Genomic DNA, 21,626 nt, shown 5'->3' with positions numbered 1-21,626 from the left:
ACTAAAAAGGCCGCTTTCGCGTAATGCCGATCAGTTAAGACAGAAATGATCGGTTGAACGATCCAGTGGCTGAGTGAAAATCCTTAAAGAAGCATTATCCGCGGGCGGTAAAAAAGAAACCGCAGCGTTACCCGCTGCGGCGTTCTTAAAAGCTTAACTGACAAGCATTACGCCTCATCAGCAGGGTTTTTGTGGTCTGCGCCAGGTGATAAACGGTGGTTAAGCCGGATCCAGCGCAGCCTGTGCGATCGCCATAAAGTGTTTTACCCTCTCGCGATCCACATCGTTCCACCAGACACCATCCACCTTAAGTGCACTGGCCACAATTACGGCCTGCGTGCGGCCCAGAATCTGGCAGACGTTAGCGGGTGTGACGCCCGACCCCACCAGCAGGGGTAAGGTGGTGGCGGCGCGGATCTCGTCGATTTCCTCCAGTGTGGCGCTGTCACCGGTGCGCTGTCCGGTGGCGATAACTGCATCTGCTTCAAAGAAATCAACATCGCGTGTCAGTTCCTGAATGGAGCGATCGGCCACTATCGCATGGCTGCCGTGTTTAACGTGACTGTCGGCAAACACCCGAATATGTTCGGCGCGCAGCTGGCTGCGGTAGCGCAGCGCTTTCGCGGCAGCCCCTTCAATAAAACCTTCGTTGGCGACATAAGCATTGGCCCACTGATTGACGCGGATAAAATCCGCCCCGCCCGCCAGCGCGGTGGCAAAAGCAGGTAATGCAGCGTTCGCCAGCACGTTAATACCCAGCGGCACGCCGAAACGTTCGCGTACTTTTTCCGTAATCACCGCCATCAGCGCCGGCGTTTCCGGGCCGATATCCTCAGGTTTGGAAAAAGGAATATCGCCATGATTTTCCACAATCAGGCCGTGAACGCCGCCCAGAATATAGTTTTCCGCATCACGTAATGCTCGATCAATTATCGCGCTGACGGGTTTACCGCGATATTTAGGCGAACCCGGAAAAGGGTCACAGTGAATAACACCAATAACAGCTTTAGGACGGGAAAATATCGCTTGTATTGCATCAATTTTTTCTGCTGATATAGCAACCATCGCTTCTTAATCCTGTTCAGGAAAACACTATGCGTGTTTATGTGGCTGGTAATATTACTGTCGATGAAACCTGGTCTGTTACCGATATTCCAGCTAAGGGCGCCTCTGTTCACGGTTATCAACGTTCGCAGGATATCGGCGGCAAAGGCGCGAACCAGGCGATCGTATTATCCCGCTGCGGCATCGAGACCTGTTTACTTGCCGCGACCGGTCATGACAGCAATGGAAAATGGATCCGTCAGCAGCTCATGAACGAGCCCGTGACGTTATTGCCCACGCAGTCCATTACCGCGTTGAGCGACACCTCACTTATTCTGCACAGCGCCGATGGCGATAACGCCATTATTACCAGTAAGACGGCGGCCGAGGCGCTGGATATTGATACGCTTCGCCACCATCTTGCCAGCGCGCGTCCGGGCGATCTGCTGGTGCAGCAGGGCAATTTCTCCCCTGAGAAAACCCATGCGCTGTTCAGTCTGGCTAAGTCCCAGGGACTGATTACCGTCTTTAACCCCTCGCCAGTGCACGCCGGTTTTGCCGCATGCTGGTCGCTGGTGGATATCGCTGTGGTCAATCAGCACGAAGCGCAACAGTTACAGCCCGACGCAGTAAACACAGTGGTGACTACGCTCGGAAGTGCAGGTGTCTGGCTCACTCAGGGCGACCAGCGAATATTCTGCCCGGCGCACCCCGCCGATGCAGTAGATACCACCGGCGCAGGCGATACTTTTCTGGCCGTGATGCTGGCTTCCGCGATCCTGCGCGAGGGTGACATTGATGCATTAGCACTCGCGCATGCCAGTCAGGCTGCTGCGCTGACCGTCAGCCGTTATGGCACACGTCAGGCCTTTCCCACTGCAGAAGAGCTCGCCGCACTGCTCCAGTCAGGCGGCGAGTCAGCGATTACTTAAACATCGCGCGGTAGCTGTCCACGTTAGCTTTGGTTACCACTGTGGCCGGCACCAGAATGGTTTTTGCCACCGTTTTGCCCGACGTAAGCGCGTTCAGCGCTTTTACTGCCTCTTCACCCATCTTTTTCGGATCCTGCTGCAGCACGGCCGTGACATAACCGCCATCAATGCCGCTGATGGCTTTTGAGGTCAGATCCCAGCCAAAGACTTTGATTTCCTTCTGGCGCCCCTGATTTTCAACGGCAGCAATCGCACCCAGCAGAGCGGGTTCACCGGTCGCGTAGATAGCCGTTAAATCCGGGTTACCGGTAATCAGGTTTTCTGCTGCTGTCATCGCAGTATCCTGCACGTTCTGACCATCAACCACATCCGCCACGGTGATACCCGGATTGCTCTTGATGGTTTCTTCAAACCCTTTCTGACGCTGGTTCTGTACGGCCGAATTCAGTGCGCCCACAATGCCCAGCCGCGCTTTGCCGCCCATATCTTTCGCCACGTAGTCGACAAAATATTTACCAATAATTTTGCCGCCTTCCAGGTTATCCACGCCCACCTGTGCTGCCTGCGGCCCCGCTGGTAATACCGCATCAATGGCAATCACCGGTATTTTAGCTGCCGCTGCTTCTTTTATGGCTGGCATAATGCCGTTGACGTCAATTGCATCCACCATAATGCCCTTCACGCCCTGCTGAATATAATTTTCTATCGCATCGTTCTGCGACACGGGATTATCGTTGGCATTGAAGATCACTAAATTTTTACCACTTGCTTTCGCTGCTTCCTGGGCGCCCTTGTTCATCTGATTAAAAAACAGGGCCTGCTGATTAATCTGAACCAGCGCATATGTGGAAGCGGCTTGCGCCAATGAAAATAACGAACCCGCAGACAGTAAGCCGGTTGCCAGTGCAACAGCGCGCAGTTTTCTGGTGTTAAATGCCATCATCTTAAAATTCCTCGTCGGGAATGAGAGATAACCAGTCGATCTCCGCATCGAAATGCAGAGGGATTATTGTTGGCGGGCAAATATCGTCTGAATGGCTGCTTCAGCCAGGACCTGAATAATCGACTTTCTGCACACCGTCCATTATGGTGCACGTATGAAAGAGAGTAATCGGGCTTGGGAGTGACTCCCGGGTAATGCGGTAAACTGCCTCTAACATTCGCTTCTGCTTAAATTTTGTCAAGCGATTATTTTATCGTCAGCGGTCAGGGAAAAAACTGTATTCGCTGCGCGCAACTGTGTTACTGATAGCCGATTCCGGGCAAGATGGCAGATGATATGAGTAAAAAACGGGTGCTGTTATCCGATGTTGCAGCGCTGGCCGGACTGTCAAAAGCGACCGTTTCCCGCTATATGAATCAAAGCATTATCCTGCCGCAGGAGACGATCGACCGCATTGAAGCGGCGATTCGCCAGCTGGATTATCGCGGTAATAGCCTGGCTCGTCGCCTGAGCAAGGGCGGCAGTGAAACCCTGGGGCTGGTGTTACCCGATATTACCAACCCCTTCTTTGCCGAACTGGCGGATGCCGCCGAAGAAGCCGCCTCTGCCCATGGCTACAGCCTGGTGCTCTGCATTACCCGAAACCACCCTGGCAAAGAGAGTCAGTTTATCCGCTGGCTGGATACCTGCCAGGTGGACGGCCTGCTGTTTACCACCAACCATCCTGATAACGGCCTGTTACGTAAAGAAATTAACCGCCACCAGCGCATCGTGCTGCTGGATGAAGATATTCCGGGTAGCGTGGTGCCTAAGGTCTTTGCCGACAACGTTCAGGGAGGCCGGATTGCTACCGAAAACCTGATCGCCGCAGGTCACCGGCACATTGCCTTTGTCGGCGGTCCGGATGAACTGATGAGTGTGCGTGAACGCTACCAGGGCTTTTGCACCGCCATGGAGCAGGCTGGCCTGCATGTCCTGCCTGAATGGGTGATGTATGGCGAATACCAGCGCGAGTTCGGTAAACAGGCGCTGGAACGGCTGTTTAGCTGCGCTGAGCGCCCTACCGCCGTCTTTGCTGCCAGTGATTTTCTCGTGCTGGGATTGATGGATGGCCTGCGCGCGCGCGGACTCAAAGCACCCGAAGCGCTGTCGCTGGTTGGCTTTGATGACGCGACCTATGCCGACTTCACCCAACCCCGTATTTCAACCATCCGCCAGCCGGCACGGGAGCTGGGCCGCACGGCGGTAGAGATTATGTTGCGTATTCTGAATGATGACCTGTCGATCCCCGCCGAAACCCGCCTGCCGGTAGAGTGGGTGGCGCGTGACTCGATCCAAATTTGTTAACAACGTCCCAGAATGGCGCAAAAGCGCACAGCTTTGGCGCAAATAATGAGCTTTTTAATTTCTCAGGTTTATAGTAAGTAAACCGGTTTACCTAAAGTAAAATGTTAAATGCATTTTATTACAGTTAGTTAGACCGCGAGTGTAGCGCCTGTTCACAGGCTGGCACGGAAGCTGCAATGTCGTACCTGGCAAACAAATATCGTTGTAGCGTGTTGTTCTGTGTGTTGAGACAAAGGTTTTATCCTGCAGGTAAACCGGTTTACAAGGGTGTAAACCGTGCCGGATAACCCCTTTTACATGCAGATTGACAGTCCTGTTAGCGGTGATGGGAGTAATCACATGCAGCAAGCACAAACTGCCCAGACACGGGTAGAGATGGTGAATATTACCAAGACCTACGGCGCGATACGGTCGCTTCGCGGCGTAAACCTGCAACTGGCTAAAGGTGAAGTGCTGGGGCTGGTGGGCGACAACGGCGCGGGCAAATCGACCCTGACCAAGGTGCTGTCAGGGGCTGTCGTGCCAACCAGCGGTACGATTCGTATTGATGGTGAGGACCAGCATTTCAGTAACCCGGCGGATTCTCGCCGCTGCCATATCGAGATGGTTTATCAGGACCTGTCGCTGTGCGATACCGTCGATGTGGCAGGCAACCTGTTTATGGGACGTGAGCCGATGAAGTCCATTCTCGGCATTCCGTTTCTGGATGAAGAGAAAATGCACGCTGATGCACGGGAGATGCTGAAAGGGCTGGGGATTTCTATCCCGGACACCCGGCTGCTGGTGCGCAATTTATCCGGCGGGCAGCGCCAGGCGATTGCCATTGCGCGCGCGGCCGCTTTCGATCCCAAAGTGCTGATCATGGATGAACCTACCGCCGCGCTGGCCGTCGCCGAAGTGGAGGCGGTACTGGAGTTGATCCGCCGGGTGTCAGCACGTGGCGTGAGCGTCATCCTGATCACGCATCGCCTGCAGGATCTGTTCCTGGTCTGCGATCGCATCATGGTGATGTACGAGGGCACCAACGTGGCGGAACGCCGGGTGGCCGATACGGACCTGACTGAGATCGTCAATTTGATCGTGGGTGAAAAATTTGTCGCCCGCTCGGCCGCAGCGCACTGAGCGAGGTAACAGGATGACTATTATGAATCTGAGCAGTTCCCGTATGGCACAGCACTCGCTGCCGCGTCGCCTTCTGCATAACCACTCTGGCGTAGTCAGCATCGCGCTGTTTTTCGTATTCTGCTGCGTGGTGTTTTCCCTGATCACCGGCAACTTTCTCAGTAGCGCTAACTGGCTGAATATCATCCGTCAGAGTGCGCCATTACTGATCGTCGCCACGGCAATGACGCTGGTGATCACCACGGGTGGGATCGATCTTTCCGTGGGGTCAACACTGGCCCTTGTCGGCGCCTTGTCCGCTATCGCCCTGAATAACTGGGGCCTGCCCTGGCCGGTGGTCTTGCTGGGCGGCCTGCTGCTGGGTGCGCTGGTCGGTGCTATCAACGGCTTTTTTATCGCCTATGAAGGCATTCCTGCCTTTATCGTCACGCTGGCGACGCTGGCGGTGGTGCGCGGCGTGGCGCTGCTGATCACTCAGGGTTACTCCATTCCCATCCCCGCTGATAGCCTGTTCGCCTTTATGGGACGCGCATGGGTGCTGGGTGTGCCGATGCCTGCGCTGATTGGCATCGTGGTGCTGGTGGTCGGCCATATCGTGCTGAACCATATGCGTTTTGGTCGCTATGTCACGGCCATTGGCGCAAATGCAGAAGGTGCGCGCCGTAGCGGGATTAATACCAAAGCCGTCACCATGAAAGTCTACATTATCAGCGGTATGGCGGCGGCGCTGGCGGGCATGATCATCACTGCTCGCCTGGGCAGCGGCTCTTCTAACCAGGGCGAAGGCTTTGAGCTGCAGGTCATCGCTGCGGTGGTGCTGGGCAGTACCAGCCTGTTCGGCGGCTTCGGCACCGTTGTTGGCACGCTGTTAGGCGCGCTGTCGATTGCCATCATCCAGAACGGCCTGATTTTGTCGCATATCTCCCCGTTTTATACGCAGATCGCCACCGGTACGATTATTCTGCTGGCCATCTGGCTGAACACCCGCATTCTCAACCCGACGCGGTCGGCGGCGAAAGGATAGCGCATGAAACATTCTATTTTTCGCCATCCCGATCCGCTGCCACTGGGTATCAGTAGCGGCTATGTGATGACCGTGCTCGGCCCATTGCCGGTGAGTGAAATGGGCGTAACGCTGATGCACGAACATATCCTGCTGGATGCCTCAGGCAAATGGGTGCCGCCCTGCTGCTGCGGCGATCGTCATCTGGCGGAAATGCCGGTCAGCATTGAAAACCTGGGCGAACTGTCACTCAACCCGCTTATCAGCCGCGACAACTGTCAGCTGTTTGATGTGGATTTGGCGATTGAAGAGCTGATGAAGTTCCGGGCGCTGGGCGGCGATACGGTGGTGGATCCCACGAATATCGGCATTGGCCGCGATCCCAAAGCCCTGCAGCGGATCGCGCGCCTGACCGGGCTGAATATCATCATGAGCACCGGGCTGTATCTGGAACCGTCACATCCTGACTGGATGAAAACGATCAGCATTGAAGCCCTGACCGACAAGCTGATTTACGACCTGGGCGGCAGAGAAGATAAACCCGACGTGCTGGCAGGTCTTATTGGTGAGATCGGCGTCTCCAGCCGCTTTACCCCCAATGAAGAGAAATCCCTGCGGGCTGCAGGCCGCGCCAGCGCTGCGACAAATGTGCCGATTGAGGTGCATCTGCCCGGCTGGGAGCGTCTGGGTCATCGTGTACTGGATATTCTTGAAGAAGAAGGGGCTGACCTGCGCCATGTCGTGCTGTGCCATATGAACCCCAGCTTTGCGGATAAGCGTTACCAGCGCGAGCTTGCAGAGCGCGGAGCCTTCCTGGAGTACGACATGATCGGCATGAGTTATTACTACGCCGATGAATCTGCGCAGTCGCCGTCCGATGAGGAGAATGCCCGCGCCATTCGCGAGCTGATTGATGACGGCTTTATTGAACAGGTGTTGTTGTCGCAGGACGTGTTCCTGAAAACCATGCTGACCCGCTACGGCGGTCACGGCTATGGCTATATCCTTAAACATTTTGTTCCGCGCCTGAAACGCCACGGCGTCAGCGGCGAACAACTTGAAACCTTACTGATTGCTAACCCACAGCGCGTTTTTGGTGGGTAAGGGAGAACCGTCATGCAGAAGAAAATTTTACTGGTCGGCGAGTCCTGGACCAGCACGTCCGTTCACGTCAAAGGCTTCGATCAGTTTGCCACTGCCACCTGGCATAATGGCGCAACCGACTTTATGGCAGCGCTGGCCGACAGTGATTATGCCATCACCTATATGCCCGCTCATGCTGCCGCCACCGAGTTTCCACTTACGCCTGATGGGCTTTCGCAGTGGGACGCGATCATTCTGTCCGACATCGGTGCGAATACGTTGCTGCTGCACCCGGATACCTGGCTAAAGAGCCAGCGCACAGCGAACCGCCTGACACTGATCCACGACTATGTGGCCGCAGGCGGCGCACTGATGATGATTGGCGGCTACTTTAGTTTTCAGGGTATCAATGGCGGTGCGCGCTATCGCAACACGGCCGTGGAGAAAGTCTTGCCAGTGCGCTGCCTGGCCTGGGATGACCGCATTGAAACGCCAGAAGGGGCTTATCCCAGCGTCACGGAATCTCACCCGCTGTTTAGTGATATCCCCAACGAATGGCCATGGTTACTGGGTTATAACGAAGTGGAAATGCACCCTGAAGGCAAACTGCTGGCGACCATTGCCGGCACGGAACATCCGCTGCTGGCGGTGCGCGAATATCAGCAGGGCCGTTCACTGGTCTGGACCAGTGATATGTCGGCACACTGGCTGCCGCAGGAATTTGCACAGTGGCCGGGTTATCGCCAGCTGTGGATCAACTGTCTGGACTGGTTAACGGTGCGTGGCGAATGAGCCAGAGCCTGATACTGGCGCAGCAACTGCTGCGTTTTGACACCATTAATCCCCCGGGCAATGAAGCAGCCTGCATGCAGTTCCTGGCAGACTGGCTGACGCAGCGTGGCTTCGACGTCACCCTGTCGACCTTCGGTGAAAACCGCCTGAACCTGATTGCCAGCCTGCCTGGCAGCCTGCCTGGACCGAAGTTAGCGTTTACCGGCCATCTGGATACGGTTCCTCTCGGCAACGCCGACTGGCAGTACGATCCGTTTGGGGAAGTTGTGGGCGACAGGCTATATGGGCGGGGATCGAGTGACATGAAGGCCGCCGTCGCGGCCTTTGCCGTCGCCTGCGTGACGCACCAGCAGGCAATTCAGCAAGGGTCGGGTGTTGTCCTGTTGATCACAGGCGGGGAAGAGACGGGGTGCGACGGCGCGCGAGCGCTGATTGATACCACCGACCTGCCCGAGGTTGGCGCATTGATTGTCGGCGAGCCTACCAGCAACTATCCGGTTATCGGCCACAAAGGCGCACTCTGGCTACGCTGTGAAACCCGGGGCAAAACAGCGCACGGCGCGATGCCTGAGCTGGGTATTAATGCCATTTATCTGGCGGCGGAGGCACTGGGCAAGATTCAGCACTTCTCACCCGGCGCACCTCATCCGCTGATGAAGCAGCCAACCATTAACGTCGGACGCATTGCCGGCGGTCTGAACATTAATTCCGTGCCCGATCGTACGCAGTTTGACGTGGATATCCGTAGCGCGCCCAATCTGCATCACGCAGCAATTCGTCAGCAATTGACAACATTACTGGGAGAGAGCGTCACGGTGACGACGCTGGTGGATCTGCCAGCGGTGTTGAGCGAAGAGAATCAGGCCTGGATTCAGTCGGTTTATCAGCACTGTCAGGCATTACATGACGCCCCGCTGACACCGCGCATTGTGCCCTACTTTACCGATGCATCATTACTGCTGCCCGCGCTGGGCACGCCGCCCTGTATTATCCTGGGTCCCGGCGAGCCCTCAATGGCACATCAGACCGATGAGTATTGCCTGCTGACCCGGTTAGCAGAAGCGGAAACGCTGTATGGTGCAGTGATAAACGACTGGATGCGTTGATGCATTAATAAAGGGATTTATGACACTGCGGGATGACTGAAATGGCACAGGGTGCGTGCCATGAAAAAGGCCGCCCTGAGAGGCGGCCTTTTTGCGGCTGACTGTTAGCGCCGCTTAATCAACATAAACATACTGATCGCGAAGAACGCAAAGCTCGGCAGAATCGCGCCCAGAATCGGCGGCAAGCCGTAAACCAGGCTTAGCGGGCCGAAAATCTGGTCCAGCACGTAGAACAGGAAGCCAAAGCTGATACCGGTGACGACACGCACACCCATCGACACGCTGCGCAGCGGACCAAAGATAAATGACAGCGCCATCAGCATCATCACCGCGACGGACAGCGGCTGGAAGATTTTGCTCCACATATTCAGCTCATATCTTCCCGCTTCCTGACCACTCTGCTTCAGATATTTACTGTAGCTATGGAGACCGCGAATCGATAATGCGTCTGGATCCAGCGCGACGACACCCAGCTTATCTGGCGTCAGATTGGTTTTCCATTCGCCAGTCAGGCTCTGTGAACCGGTAATCTGCTTTGGATCGGTGAGGTTCGACTCATCGACCTGGGAGAGCAACCAGCGTTTTTTGTCTTTGTCCCATGTGGCCGTCGCCGCGTAACGTACACTCTGCAGACGACGCTGGTCATTGAAATTGTAGATGCTGACGCCATCAATTTCGTTGTCGCCTTTAATGCGTTCAATATAGATGAAGCTATTGCCATCTTTCGCCCACAGACCATTCTGCGTCGAGACCAGTGCACCACCGTAAAGCTGCTGCGCCCGGTAGTTACGTGCCATCTGCTCGCCCGACGGCGCGACAAACTCGCCAATCGCCATGGTCAGCAGCACCAGCGGAATCGCCGTTTTCATGACTGACAGCGCCACCTGCATACGGGTAAAGCCCGCCGCCTGCATCACTACCAGCTCACTGCGCTGCGCCAGCGCGCCCAGTCCCAGCAGCGCACCCAGCAGCGCCGCCATCGGGAAGAAAATCTCAATATCTTTAGGCACGCTCAGCAGAGTGTAATAACCGGCGCTCAGCGCGCTGTAGCTGCCCTGGCCGGTTTTACGCAGCTGGTCCACGAACTTGATGATGCCGGAAAGCGACACCAGCATGAACAGCGTCAGCATGATGGTATTGAAGATGGTTTTACCAATATAGCGGTCAAGTACGCGAAACATCAGACCGACCCTCCGCGGGTAAAGCGGGCGCGAATCCGACGCATCGGCACCGTATCCCACAGGTTAAGGAGCACCGCCAGCACCAGATAGCTGATATTCACTACCCACATCCAGAGCGCCGGATCGAGCCGCCCTTTCGCCCCGCTCGATTTAAGCGAGCTCTGCAGCAGGAAGAAGATCAGATAGAGCAGCATCGCAGGCAGCATTGACAGCACGCGCCCCTGACGTGGATTCACCACACTGAGCGGCACGACCATCAGCGCCATCACCAGCACCGCGAACACCAGCGTCAGACGCCAGTGCAGCTCAGCCTGGAAATCAGGTGTTTTATTCGCGACCAGGTCGCTCAGGCTCGCCTGCTCTGAATCGTTAGGGTCAAGCGTTGCCGCTTTATAGCCCACAATCGCCTGATAGTTGGTGAAGTCGGTAATACGGAAATCACGCAGCAGTGCGGTGCCCTCAAAGCGGGTGCCTTTATCCAGCGTCACCACCTGCGAGCCATCTTTACGCTGTTCCATGTGGCCGCTGTCAGCCAGCACCACCGAAGGGCGCGCGTTGCCTTTTGGCCGTAACTGCGCCAGGAACACGTTACCAAAGTTGTTGCCCTTCACATTCTCGACAAACAGCACGGCGCTGCCGTCGCCGGAGGTCTGGAACTGTCCGGCGGCCATGGCTGCCGCACCCGGATTGGCTTTGGCGTTCTGTGTCACCTCATCCTGATAACGGGATGACCATGGTCCCAGCCAGATGACATTAACCGCTGCCACCACGGAGGTGAACAGCATCAATATCATCGCGGCTTTCACCAGGACGGCTTTACTCAGGCCGCAGGCGTGCATCACGGTAATTTCACTTTCCGTGTAGAGACGCCCCAGCGTCATCAGAATTGCCAGAAACAGACTTAAGGGCAGTATAAGTTGTGCCATTTGAGGCACACCGAGTCCTAACAATGTCAGAACGAGGTTTGTCGGCACTTCGCCATCCACCGCGGCACCCAGGATCCTGACTAACTTCTGACAAAAGAAGATGAGTAACAGGATAAACAGGATAGCCAGCTGGCTTTTGAGCGTTTCCCGAACCAGATATCTAATGATGATCACGCTTAGTACGCCTGTGAAAACTTGTCTTTTTGCAGGAAAATCGCTAGTTTCAACGCTTATCAGCCATTTTTCTTCATCAATGGCCGTCGCCGTAGCTAAATTTGTATGAAAAACGCGTCCGGGTGGTGAAAAAACAACATCTTGTCACCCTGATTCATTATGACCTCCAGCGGCAGAATGTCATGCTGCGACAATGAATAAATGGGTCATGAGCGCGCTACATTCTAGCGGCAGCAGCGGCCGTTGTCTTTAAGATTCAGGAGAGTGCATGGAGTTCAGTGTAAAAAGCGGAAGCCCGGAAAAACAACGCAGTGCCTGCATTGTCGTTGGCGTTTTCGAACCGCGTCGTCTGTCACCGATTGCCGAGCAGCTGGATAAAATCAGCGACGGCTATATCAGCGCCCTGCTGCGCCGCGGCGAGCTGGAAGGAAAAGTGGGCCAGACACTGCTGCTGCATCATGTGCCAAATATCCTGTCAGAGCGTATTCTGCTGATTGGCTGCGGTAAAGAGCGTGAGCTGGATGAACGCCAGTACAAGCAAGTCATTCAAAAAACCATTAATACGCTGAACGATACCGGCTCAATGGAAGCGGTCTGCTTCCTGACCGAGTTGCATGTCAAAGGCCGCAATACTTACTGGAAAGTGCGTCAGGCGGTGGAGACCTCTAAAGAGGCACTCTACAACTTTGACCAGCTGAAAAGTAACAAAGCAGAGCCGCGTCGTCCGCTGCGCAAACTGGTGTTTAACGTGCCGACCCGCCGTGAACTGACCAGCGGCGAACGCGCAATCCAGCATGGCTTAGCGGTTGCAGCCGGTATGAAAGCAGCGAAAGATCTCGGCAACATGCCACCCAATATCTGTAACGCCGCTTATCTGGCGTCACAGGCACGTCAGCTGGCGGACGCTTTCAGTAAAAATGTCACGACCCGCGTGATCGGCGAACAGCAGATGAAAGAGCTGGGCATGAACGCCTATCTTGCGGTCGGTGCCGGTTCACAAAACGAATCGCTGATGTCGGTGATTGAATACAAAGGCAATCCGGATGCGGAAGCGCGGCCGATTGTGCTGGTAGGCAAAGGGCTGACCTTTGACTCCGGCGGCATCTCCATCAAGCCTGCCGACAGCATGGACGAAATGAAGTATGACATGTGCGGCGCAGCCGCCGTCTATGGTGTGATGCGTATGGTGGCCGAGCTGAATCTCCCACTGAACGTGGTCGGCGTGCTGGCGGGCTGTGAAAACATGCCGGACGGACGTTCAATGCGTCCGGGCGATGTGCTGACCACCATGTCTGGCCAGACCGTTGAAGTGCTGAATACCGACGCCGAAGGCCGACTGGTCCTGTGCGATGCGCTGACCTATGTCGAACGTTTCGACCCGGAAGTGGTGATTGACGTGGCGACACTGACCGGCGCCTGCGTGATTGCGCTGGGTCATCACATCAGCGGCCTGCTGTCGAACCACAATCCGCTGGCACATGAGCTGATTAGCGCTTCGGAGCAGTCGGGCGATCGCGCCTGGCGTCTGCCGATGGCGGATGAGTTTCAGGAGCAGCTGGAGTCCAACTTTGCCGATATGGCGAACATTGGTGGCCGTCCTGGTGGCGCGATTACCGCCGCCTGCTTCCTGGCACGTTTCGCCCGCAAATATAACTGGGCGCACCTGGATATCGCCGGCACCGCCTGGCGCTCCGGTAAAGCCAAAGGCGCCACCGGACGACCGGTGCCGATGCTGTCGCAGTTTCTGTTGAATCGGGCAGGATTGAACGGCGACGACTAAGCGCCCTCTTTTCTGACAGCAAGGGCGGATCTGATTCCGCCCTTGATCTTCTGATGAGCAAACCGATGAAAAACGCAACCTTCTACGTGCTGGAAACCGATGCAACGAGCGATGGCCTTAGCGCCGTTGAAGCGCTGGTGTGCAATCTGGCGGAAACACGCTGGCGGGCCGGAAAGCGGGTGTTGATCGCCTGCGAAGATGAGCAGCAAGCCATTCGTCTTGATGAAGCGCTGTGGCAACGGCCAGCAAATGCCTTTGTGCCGCACAACCTGGCAGGCGAAGGCCCGCGCTACGGTGCGCCGGTCGAACTGGCCTGGCCCCAGCGTCGCGGCAGTTCACAGCGCGACCTGCTGATTAGCCTGCTGCCCCACTTCGCAGATTTTGCTACTGCTTTCCATGAAGTGATAGACTTCGTTCCTTACGAAGACGCTCTCAAACAACTGGCGCGCGACCGCTATAAAGCGTATCGCAGCGTTGGATTCCAATTGAATACGGCAGCGCCACCACAGCCGCAAACGACATAGCAGAAATGGAAAAGACATATAACCCGCAAGATATCGAGCAGCCGCTTTACGAGCATTGGGAAAAGCAGGGCTACTTCAAACCGAATGGCGATACCAGCCAGGAAAGCTTTTGCATCATGATCCCGCCGCCGAACGTCACCGGTAGCTTGCACATGGGTCACGCCTTCCAGCAAACCATCATGGACACCATGATCCGTTACCAGCGCATGCAGGGGAAAAATACCCTGTGGCAGGCCGGTACTGACCACGCGGGCATCGCCACGCAGATGGTGGTTGAGCGCAAAATTGCGGCTGAAGAAGGCAAAACGCGCCAGGACTATGGCCGCGATGCATTCATCGACAAAATCTGGCAGTGGAAAGCAGAATCTGGCGGCACCATTACCCGTCAGATGCGCCGTCTGGGTAACTCCGTCGACTGGGAGCGCGAGCGCTTCACCATGGACGATGGCCTCTCCAATGCCGTTAAAGAAGTGTTTGTTCGCCTCTATAAAGAGAACCTGATCTACCGTGGCAAGCGCCTGGTAAACTGGGATCCTAAGCTGCGCACGGCGATCTCCGATCTGGAAGTGGAAAACCGCGAGAGCAAAGGCTCAATGTGGCATATCCGCTATCCGCTGGCTGACGGCGCAAAAACCGCTGACGGCAAAGATTACCTGGTGGTCGCCACTACCCGTCCGGAAACCCTGCTGGGCGATACCGGCGTGGCGGTTAACCCGGAAGATCCACGTTATAAAGATCTGATCGGCAAATTTGTAATGCTGCCGCTGGTGGGTCGTCTGATTCCGATCGTGGGCGATGAACATGCCGACATGGAAAAAGGCACCGGCTGCGTCAAGATCACCCCGGCGCATGACTTCAACGACTACGAAGTCGGTCGTCGTCACAAACTGCCAATGATCAACATTCTGACCTTCGACGGTGATATCCGCGACCGCGCTCAGGTGTATGACACCAACGGCGAAGCCAGCGATGCCTGTTCCGATGAGATCCCGGCTGCTTTCCAGCACATGGAGCGCTTTGCCGCGCGTAAAGCGATTGTCGCCGCCGTCGATGAACTGGGTCTGCTTGAAGAGATCAAACCGCACGACCTGACCGTACCTTACGGCGACCGTGGCGGTGTGGTTATCGAGCCGATGCTGACCGACCAGTGGTATGTGCGTACCGCACCGCTGGCGAAAGTGGCGGTTGAAGCCGTTGAGAATGGCGACATCCAGTTCGTGCCGAAGCAGTATGAAAACATGTACTTCTCCTGGATGCGTGATATTCAGGACTGGTGTATTTCCCGTCAGCTCTGGTGGGGTCACCGCATCCCGGCGTGGTATGACGACAACGGTAACGTCTACGTTGGCCGTACCGAAGAGGAAGTCCGCGCTGAGAACAACCTGGCCGCCGATGTGGCGCTGCGTCAGGATGACGACGTGCTGGATACCTGGTTCTCATCCGGTTTGTGGACCTTCTCCACCCTGGGCTGGCCGGAAAACACCGAAGCGCTGCGTACCTTCCATCCGACCAGCGTGCTGGTCAGCGGCTTCGACATCATCTTCTTCTGGATTGCCCGCATGATCATGCTGACCATGCACTTCATTAAAGATGAAAACGGCAAACCGCAGGTGCCGTTTAAAACCGTCTACATGACCGGTCTGATCCGTGATGAAGAAGGTCAGAAGATGTCGAAATCCAAGGGCAACGTGATTGACCCACTGGATATGGTCGACGGCATTTCGCTGGAAGCGCTGCTGGAAAAACGCACCGGCAACATGATGCAGCCACAGCTGGCTGAGAAGATCCGCAAACGTACCGAGAAGCAGTTCCCGGACGGCATCGAGCCATCAGGCACCGATGCGCTGCGTTTCACGCTGGCAGCACTGGCCTCAACCGGTCGCGACATCAACTGGGACATGAAGCGCCTGGAAGGGTATCGCAACTTCTGTAACAAGCTGTGGAACGCCAGCCGCTTTGTGCTGATGAACACCGAGGACCAGGATTGCGGACAGAACGGCGGCGATATGACGCTGTCGCTGGCGGATCGCTGGATTCTGACCGAGTTCAACAACACCGTGAAAGCCTACCGTGAAGCGCTGGATAGCTACCGTTTCGATATCGCGGCTAACCTGCTGTATGACTTCACCTGGAACCAGTTCTGCGACTGGTATCTGGAGCTGACCAAGCCGGTGATGAACAGCGGCAGTGAATCTGAATTGCGTGGCACCCGCCATACGCTGGTTCACGTGCTGGAAGCGCTGCTGCGCCTGGCGCATCCGATCATTCCGTTTATCACTGAAACCATCTGGCAGCGCGTGAAGGGACTGAAAAATATCAGCGACGACACCATTATGCTGCAGCCTTTCCCGCACTACGATGCGTCGAAAGAAGATGCCGAAGCGAAAGCGGACATTGAGTGGATGAAGCAGGCGATCGTCGCGGTGCGTAATATCCGTGCCGAGATGAACATCGCGCTGAGCAAGCCACTGGATGTGCTGCTGCGTGACTGCTCGCCTGCTGCGCTGCGTCGCGTTGAAGCTAACCGCAACTTCCTGTCGCGCCTGGCGCGTCTGGAAAGCCTGACCATTCTGCCTGCGGGCGAGAAAGGCCCGGTGTCGGTGACCAAACTGGTTGAAGGCGCAGAGCTGCTGATCCCGATGGCGGATCTGGTGGATAAAACCGCTGAGCTGGAGCGTCTGGCGAAAGAGCTGGTTAAGCTGGATGTGGAGATTGAGAAGATCGAGACCAAGCTGGCGAACGAAGGCTTTGTTTCACGCGCGCCGGAAGCGGTCGTTGCGAAAGAGCGCGAACGCGTGGCAGACCTGCAACAATCAAAAGCAAAACTGATTGAACAGCAGGCGGTCATTGCGGCGCTCTGATTAATTCATTGCTCTGAAAAAAACCCTGCGCGCTGGCGCGGGGTTTTTTTATGGATAAAAATGTAACGTGTAGGGTAACGACCTAAAGAGTGCGCTAATCGCGGCACCAGACCGGACCTGATCGCTCTTCGCTAGCAAACAGTACTGACTCATTTCGACAAGTTCTGCTTTGGCTTTTTCATCGACCTGCCAGGTGAAGGCATTATTTTTTAATGCGATCTCCCTCAATGCGCCCAACTGTTTTGGGCAGATCAGATACGTTTCACCGTTTGAAAAAGCCTTGATCCCTACTATCATGCGTTCTGTGCCCCTCATATTATTTACTCCCCAAATATTCTGGGGGAAATAATAGGCTGGAAAGCTCTCCGTTTTAAAAGCAAAAACCTGATCATGCCAGGAAGCCATGCCGACGATTTCAATCGCGCGTTGATTAATCTGTATAAGCTGAACGGAAAATAGCCAGAAAATGGCAATTACCAGCGCCGGAAAGAAAGCCATGACAGCTTTAAAACCATGCTGAGCTTTGACCTTATTCGTCAAAAGAGAAAGTAAAGACGGCATAAAAAGAAGAATATAAATTGCGACTACAATAAAATATTGCACCCACGGTTTCTCATGTGTGAAATAGATATTTCCTTGCACCAGAAACCTAAGCGGCAAAACGGAAAAAAGAGCGACCGTTAATGCAAATAGGGTGTAAATTAAATTAATAAACGCCTTACTCGCTTTTATCTTTTCCCAAATGAATCGCCACCTGATTTTTGGCGTCAGAGGCGCAGAGCAACTTCTTATTCTTTTACTACGCGCTATCAGGAAACGACGATGCTGTTGTCTGTGCCCATTGAACTTGTTATTAACATAAACATGTAATAGAAAGGCGATGATAGCTGCCGCTCCTGCAACCCACCAGATAGATAATTTATCCAAAAAGAGAAGTGCAAAAAAAGCAACCAATATCGCGGTCAGCGCGCTAATTGCACAGCATCCCTCATTATATCTGATTTTTAGTTTTGTTTTCTTCTTACTCAGCGTGCCTGAAAGTGTGCAAAATCCAGAAGGCAGGAGTAGCGTCATAGAAAAGACACTAAAGAAAAGTAGTGAAGTAATTAACACAGCAATTACGCCAGACACATTATTAATAATAAGCGGAAAAACATCCAGTCTGCCTATCCATTTTAAATAGCCCCATACGTTAATAAAACCTGCGATAATAAAAAGAGGAAATAGCTCTTTGATGATTTTAAAAAATCGAGAGAAAATCACTTAATGCCTCCATGCACGTCAATCAATATTGCTTTTCCCTGACGATAATGCTATTTCTGGTGAATGTCTAACCGATTTTAACCACGCTATTTTGCCATGACCCCTGAAACCCAGCCCTCATTCATAATACGGCCGATTACTGTCGCCGATAATCCGCATATTGCCCAGGTGATTCGCGACGTTTCTGCGGAGTTCGGCCTGACGGCTGACAAGGGCTACACCGTCTCCGATCCCCAGCTGGATCACCTGTTTGAGCTCTACAGTGCCGACCAGAGCGCCTACTGGATTATTGAATATCAGGGCAAGGTGGTCGGTGGCGGCGGTGTTGCGCCTCTCGCCTGCAGCGCGCCCGATATCTGCGAGTTGCAAAAGATGTACTTTCTGCCGGAGGTGCGCGGGCAGGGTCTGGCGCGCGAACTGGCGCTGAGGGCGATGGAGCATGCACGCGGCCACGGCTTCCGTCGTTGCTATCTGGAAACCACCGCCAGCCTGACGCGGGCCATTAAACTCTATGAGTCGCTGGGCTTTGAGCATATCGATAGCGCGATGGGTTGTACCGGCCATGTCGACTGCGAAGTGCGGATGCTTAAACAGCTATGACAATCGGGGCTGCCAGCCCCGCTGCCAGGATTGGTTCAGAACGCCGGAACGCCGCTGTGAAAGCGTAATTCGGTGTCAGGTTCGCTGATTAACCGCCCTTCTGTTATCCCAATCGCCTGCACGCGTGGCGTAATGTCTTTAGTGGCAATCTGCGCCGCCAGCGTTAAATAATCCTGATAGTGCCGCGCCTCTGAGCGCAGCAGCGACAGATAGAACTTTGCCAGTTCGTCATCAAGATAGGGTGCCAGACTGGCGAAGCGCTCGCAGGAGCGCGCCTCAATGTAAGCGCCACAAATCAGCTTATCCACCAGGGTTTCCGGCTCATGCGTCGTCACTTCACGCAGCAGCGATTTGGCGTAGCGGCTGGAGGTGATCTTCTGATAGACCAGCCCGCGCGACTGCATAATTTCCCACACCTGATAGAAGTGATGCAGCTCCTCTTTAATCAGCAACACCATCTTCTCCACCAGCTCATCCGCCCAGGGCAGCGCATTGCGCACGATGATGCGTTTCGTCAGGTTTTTATGGGCATTGATAAAGTCGCTGTCGCCATCTTCGCGGAAGATAAAATCTTCATAGGGCTTCAGCCACGCCAGAATAGCGTCGCCGCTGGGTTTGTCGGCGACATATTTGCGGATCAACCACACCGCAGTCTGCGCGGCTTTCAGTTCGCACACCAGATGGTCGGTTAACAGCAGAGTCAGATTTTCTGGTTTGCGCGCCTCATCAATCCAGGCCTGTGGCGTGCGGCAGTGCAGAAACTGATAGATCGGTTCAAGTAACGGTGCGTAGTTCATGATGTCAAAACAGGTGTGGCAGAGGTGACAGGCGGAGAACTCTCCGCCCCGGCTACTTAGTGGCGAATACCATTATCATCTTCATCTTCGATGGCGTCGTCATCTTCGTCTTCGGCATCGGGATCTTCGAAATAGGTGCCCCAGCCGTCATAATCGACGTTGTACTTGCCAATCAGGTTCACCAGCTGTTCAACCTGCGCATCAATCAGCTCCGGCTTCAGTGCAGATTCGCTGATAATATCGACACACATCACCGTGGTGCCATCTTCCAGCTCCAGCTCTTCCGGCTCGGTCACTTCATAACCCAGCTTGAAGGCGTCAACCGCGGCTTTTTCCAGTGAATCAAAATTATTGCATGAGAGATGATGCTCGATGGTATAGAGCGCATCAGGATCGCTGCCATCCTCCAGCAGCTCTTCAATAACCTGCCGCGTCTCTTCCTGCTGCTCTTCCAGTAATGCTTCATATGCCATGACAATGTCCTCTCTGAGTTCGGCAATAATCAATTATTTTCCCACACTGCCTGTCGCGCCACTACACAAAACGAAAAGTTTATTCAGCTCACACTTGAAAATGAATATTCATACGGTTAAATTGAATTTTAATTCATTTTAATGCTTACCGGAGTGTTGTATGAGTCAGCTGTATCAGCGCCATTTCCTCAGACTTCTGGATTTTACCCCCGCCGAAATTGATCATCTGCTGTCCCTTTCCGCTGAATTAAAACAGGCGAAAAAAAGCGCCAGCGAAGCGCAGTATCTGAAAGGTAAAAACATCGCGCTCATCTTCGAAAAAGACTCGACCCGTACACGATGCTCTTTCGAAGTTGCCGCTTACGATCAGGGTGCAAACGTCACTTATCTGGGCCCGAGCGGCAGTCAGATCGGCCATAAAGAGTCGATGCGCGACACTGCAAGGGTGCTGGGACGCATGTACGATGGTATTCAGTATCGCGGCTACGGTCAGGCGCTGGTGGAGACGCTGGCGGAACATGCGGGCGTGCCGGTGTGGAACGGTCTGACTACCGAGTTTCACCCGACCCAGTTGCTGGCTGATCTGCTGACCATGCAGGAACATCTGCCGGGCAAAAAGCTCAGTGAGATGACGCTGGTTTATGTGGGCGATGCGCGCAACAACATGGGTAACACTATGCTGGAAGCGGCGGCACAGGTGGGTCTGGATCTGCGTCTGGTGGCACCGAAAAGCTGCTGGCCAGAGGACGAACTGGTGGCGCAGTGCCGTCACGCCGCGCAGCAGACCGGGGGTAAAATCACCCTTACCGAACATATTGCCGACGGTGTGAAAGGCGCTGACTTTATCTACACCGACGTCTGGGTGTCGATGGGCGAAGCCAAAGAAGTCTGGGCCGAGCGTATTGCCCTGCTGCGTGACTACCAGGTTAACCGTGCGATGCTCGATCTGACCGGCAATCCGCAGGTTAAATTCCTGCACTGCCTGCCCGCTTTCCACGATGATCAGACCACGCTGGGTCAGCAGATGGCCGAGCAGTACGATCTGCCCAACGGCATGGAAGTGAGCAACGAGGTGTTTGAGTCGCCGCACAGCATTGTGTTCGACCAGGCTGAGAATCGGATGCACACCATTAAAGCCGTGATGGTCGCCACGCTCTCGGACCAACATTAACGGCAGAACTGTGGGTCAGCCTGGCTGGCCCACAGTAACCTCCCAGTTTCTGATCCGAAATAATTATCTCCGCCCCCCCACTTCTGCTGAATTCATTTCAAAATAATTATTCATCACCTGAACATATTCCCGACTTACCCGCTTCGGTTTTATTTTTAACTCTTTGAACCACGACTTAAAAAAATTAAAACCACGAGAGGGTCACAGGAATAGATTTCTGTTTACCCATAACGCGATTGAATATCCATTTTACTTTCATCATTTAATTAAAAATATTTACTCAGTCATAAAATATAAAAATTCAAATCAAGAATAAATCCTATTAAATTCATATACATAAGATGAATAAAAAAGGCAAAAACGGCTCTAAAAAGGGAATGCACCTTAAAATAAGGCATCAATAACCCTTAAATATTCACTCACGCATAAAACTTAAATCTGTTATTGATGACGTTTATCAACTTCATTGAGATTCCTTCACCCTACTGTTTGTAACGTGATAAA

General features: G+C 54.3%; 19 protein-coding genes. 12 read left to right on the top strand and 7 right to left on the bottom strand.

All coding sequences use genetic code 11. The features are described 5' to 3' along the window. Positions 1–219: 219 nt before the first annotated feature. Positions 220–1,065: a BtpA family protein gene (locus H7K52_RS08285; protein ID WP_182629914.1), complete on the bottom strand. Its 846-nt coding sequence runs from the start codon at positions 1,063–1,065 to the stop codon at positions 220–222. A gap of 29 nt (positions 1,066–1,094) precedes the next feature. On the opposite strand from H7K52_RS08285, the gene H7K52_RS08280 reads away from it, so the two are divergent. Beyond that, on the top strand, positions 1,095–1,976 hold the full coding sequence (locus H7K52_RS08280) for a PfkB family carbohydrate kinase (protein WP_078804815.1): 882 nt from the start codon (positions 1,095–1,097) through the stop codon (positions 1,974–1,976). Here the strand turns inward: H7K52_RS08280 and H7K52_RS08275 are convergent. Continuing rightward, entirely contained in the window at positions 1,969–2,919 is a 951-nt protein-coding gene (locus H7K52_RS08275; protein WP_003850981.1) for an ABC transporter substrate-binding protein, read from the bottom strand. The genes H7K52_RS08280 and H7K52_RS08275 overlap by 8 nt on opposite strands. A gap of 324 nt (positions 2,920–3,243) precedes the next feature. Between H7K52_RS08275 and H7K52_RS08270 the strand changes: the two genes are divergently transcribed. From H7K52_RS08270 to H7K52_RS08245, 6 genes are all read left to right on the top strand, one after another. Further along, positions 3,244–4,266, top strand: coding sequence for a LacI family DNA-binding transcriptional regulator (locus H7K52_RS08270; RefSeq protein WP_154926528.1), 1,023 nt, complete (start codon positions 3,244–3,246; stop codon positions 4,264–4,266). Between the two features lie 375 nt (positions 4,267–4,641). Continuing rightward, entirely contained in the window at positions 4,642–5,388 is a 747-nt protein-coding gene (locus tag H7K52_RS08265) for an ATP-binding cassette domain-containing protein (RefSeq protein WP_003850984.1), read from the top strand. 22 nt (positions 5,389–5,410) lie between these two features. Next, entirely contained in the window at positions 5,411–6,412 is a 1,002-nt protein-coding gene (locus tag H7K52_RS08260; protein ID WP_164913091.1) for an ABC transporter permease, read from the top strand. Positions 6,413–6,415: 3 nt separating this feature from the next. Then, complete coding sequence (locus H7K52_RS08255) at positions 6,416–7,495, top strand: phosphotriesterase family protein (protein WP_008925458.1); 1,080 nt, start codon at positions 6,416–6,418, stop codon at positions 7,493–7,495. A 12-nt stretch (positions 7,496–7,507) separates the two neighbouring features. Continuing rightward, entirely contained in the window at positions 7,508–8,266 is a 759-nt protein-coding gene (locus H7K52_RS08250; protein WP_008925457.1) for a glutamine amidotransferase, read from the top strand. Further along, positions 8,263–9,372 (top strand): M20 family metallopeptidase, encoded by a 1,110-nt coding sequence (locus tag H7K52_RS08245; RefSeq protein WP_182629977.1) that lies wholly within the window; start codon positions 8,263–8,265, stop codon positions 9,370–9,372. Before H7K52_RS08250 ends, H7K52_RS08245 begins: the two co-directional genes overlap by 4 nt. 104 nt (positions 9,373–9,476) lie before the next feature. Here H7K52_RS08245 and lptG read toward each other — a convergent pair whose 3' ends face one another. Continuing rightward, positions 9,477–10,553 (bottom strand): LPS export ABC transporter permease LptG, encoded by a 1,077-nt coding sequence (gene lptG, locus H7K52_RS08240; RefSeq protein ID WP_033762287.1) that lies wholly within the window; start codon positions 10,551–10,553, stop codon positions 9,477–9,479. After that, a complete protein-coding gene (gene lptF / locus H7K52_RS08235; RefSeq protein WP_033762289.1) occupies positions 10,553–11,653 on the bottom strand; it encodes an LPS export ABC transporter permease LptF in 1,101 nt (366 codons plus the stop codon). The genes lptG and lptF overlap by 1 nt, the downstream gene beginning before the upstream one ends. Positions 11,654–11,921: 268 nt before the next feature. Between lptF and pepA the strand changes: the two genes are divergently transcribed. From pepA to H7K52_RS08220, 3 genes are all read left to right on the top strand, one after another. Beyond that, entirely contained in the window at positions 11,922–13,433 is a 1,512-nt protein-coding gene (gene pepA, locus H7K52_RS08230) for a leucyl aminopeptidase (RefSeq protein ID WP_010251654.1), read from the top strand. Positions 13,434–13,498: 65 nt separating this feature from the next. Continuing rightward, complete coding sequence (locus H7K52_RS08225) at positions 13,499–13,957, top strand: DNA polymerase III subunit chi (RefSeq protein ID WP_008925453.1); 459 nt, start codon at positions 13,499–13,501, stop codon at positions 13,955–13,957. Positions 13,958–13,962: 5 nt separating this feature from the next. After that, positions 13,963–16,818 carry a valine--tRNA ligase gene (locus tag H7K52_RS08220; protein ID WP_003850996.1) on the top strand — a complete coding sequence of 952 codons (2,856 nt, stop codon included), beginning with the start codon at positions 13,963–13,965 and terminating at the stop codon, positions 16,816–16,818. Positions 16,819–16,866: 48 nt separating this feature from the next. Here the strand turns inward: H7K52_RS08220 and H7K52_RS08215 are convergent, their stop codons facing one another. Continuing rightward, positions 16,867–18,081 (bottom strand): hypothetical protein, encoded by a 1,215-nt coding sequence (locus H7K52_RS08215; RefSeq protein ID WP_105099511.1) that lies wholly within the window; start codon positions 18,079–18,081, stop codon positions 16,867–16,869. A gap of 96 nt (positions 18,082–18,177) precedes the next feature. Here H7K52_RS08215 and H7K52_RS08210 point away from each other — a divergent pair, with 96 nt between their 5' ends. Continuing rightward, positions 18,178–18,681 carry a GNAT family N-acetyltransferase gene (locus tag H7K52_RS08210; protein WP_105099510.1) on the top strand — a complete coding sequence of 168 codons (504 nt, stop codon included), beginning with the start codon at positions 18,178–18,180 and terminating at the stop codon, positions 18,679–18,681. Between the two features lie 35 nt (positions 18,682–18,716). On the opposite strand, the gene miaE is transcribed toward H7K52_RS08210, so the two are convergent. After that, positions 18,717–19,478 (bottom strand): tRNA isopentenyl-2-thiomethyl-A-37 hydroxylase MiaE, encoded by a 762-nt coding sequence (gene miaE, locus H7K52_RS08205; protein WP_039658912.1) that lies wholly within the window; start codon positions 19,476–19,478, stop codon positions 18,717–18,719. A 56-nt stretch (positions 19,479–19,534) separates the two neighbouring features. Next, positions 19,535–19,951, bottom strand: coding sequence for a ribonuclease E inhibitor RraB (gene rraB / locus H7K52_RS08200; protein WP_182629913.1), 417 nt, complete (start codon positions 19,949–19,951; stop codon positions 19,535–19,537). A 160-nt stretch (positions 19,952–20,111) separates the two neighbouring features. On the opposite strand from rraB, the gene argF reads away from it, so the two are divergent. After that, positions 20,112–21,122 (top strand): ornithine carbamoyltransferase, encoded by a 1,011-nt coding sequence (gene argF, locus H7K52_RS08195; protein WP_105099509.1) that lies wholly within the window; start codon positions 20,112–20,114, stop codon positions 21,120–21,122. The last annotated feature ends 504 nt before the right edge of the window (positions 21,123–21,626 follow it).

The organism is Pantoea hericii (assembly GCF_014155795.1).
Lineage (GTDB): Bacteria > Pseudomonadota > Gammaproteobacteria > Enterobacterales > Enterobacteriaceae > Pantoea > Pantoea eucalypti.
Note: the sequence above shows the minus strand (reverse complement) of the source record. Positions and strands in the feature narration are given on the sequence as shown.

What these genes read in the sequence shown, in the direction of transcription:
- H7K52_RS08285 (WP_182629914.1), bottom strand. Translation starts at nt 1,065, where the DNA reads ATGGTTGCTATATCAGCAGAAAAAATTGATGCAATACAAGCGATATTT.
- H7K52_RS08280 (WP_078804815.1), top strand. Translation starts at nt 1,095, where the DNA reads ATGCGTGTTTATGTGGCTGGTAATATTACTGTCGATGAAACCTGGTCT.
- H7K52_RS08275 (WP_003850981.1), bottom strand. Translation starts at nt 2,919, where the DNA reads ATGATGGCATTTAACACCAGAAAACTGCGCGCTGTTGCACTGGCAACC.
- H7K52_RS08270 (WP_154926528.1), top strand. Translation starts at nt 3,244, where the DNA reads ATGGCAGATGATATGAGTAAAAAACGGGTGCTGTTATCCGATGTTGCA.
- H7K52_RS08265 (WP_003850984.1), top strand. Translation starts at nt 4,642, where the DNA reads ATGGTGAATATTACCAAGACCTACGGCGCGATACGGTCGCTTCGCGGC.
- H7K52_RS08260 (WP_164913091.1), top strand. Translation starts at nt 5,411, where the DNA reads ATGAATCTGAGCAGTTCCCGTATGGCACAGCACTCGCTGCCGCGTCGC.
- H7K52_RS08255 (WP_008925458.1), top strand. Translation starts at nt 6,416, where the DNA reads ATGAAACATTCTATTTTTCGCCATCCCGATCCGCTGCCACTGGGTATC.
- H7K52_RS08250 (WP_008925457.1), top strand. Translation starts at nt 7,508, where the DNA reads ATGCAGAAGAAAATTTTACTGGTCGGCGAGTCCTGGACCAGCACGTCC.
- H7K52_RS08245 (WP_182629977.1), top strand. Translation starts at nt 8,263, where the DNA reads ATGAGCCAGAGCCTGATACTGGCGCAGCAACTGCTGCGTTTTGACACC.
- lptG (WP_033762287.1), bottom strand. Translation starts at nt 10,553, where the DNA reads ATGTTTCGCGTACTTGACCGCTATATTGGTAAAACCATCTTCAATACC.
- pepA (WP_010251654.1), top strand. Translation starts at nt 11,922, where the DNA reads ATGGAGTTCAGTGTAAAAAGCGGAAGCCCGGAAAAACAACGCAGTGCC.
- H7K52_RS08225 (WP_008925453.1), top strand. Translation starts at nt 13,499, where the DNA reads ATGAAAAACGCAACCTTCTACGTGCTGGAAACCGATGCAACGAGCGAT.
- H7K52_RS08220 (WP_003850996.1), top strand. Translation starts at nt 13,963, where the DNA reads ATGGAAAAGACATATAACCCGCAAGATATCGAGCAGCCGCTTTACGAG.
- H7K52_RS08210 (WP_105099510.1), top strand. Translation starts at nt 18,178, where the DNA reads ATGACCCCTGAAACCCAGCCCTCATTCATAATACGGCCGATTACTGTC.
- miaE (WP_039658912.1), bottom strand. Translation starts at nt 19,478, where the DNA reads ATGAACTACGCACCGTTACTTGAACCGATCTATCAGTTTCTGCACTGC.
- rraB (WP_182629913.1), bottom strand. Translation starts at nt 19,951, where the DNA reads ATGGCATATGAAGCATTACTGGAAGAGCAGCAGGAAGAGACGCGGCAG.
- argF (WP_105099509.1), top strand. Translation starts at nt 20,112, where the DNA reads ATGAGTCAGCTGTATCAGCGCCATTTCCTCAGACTTCTGGATTTTACC.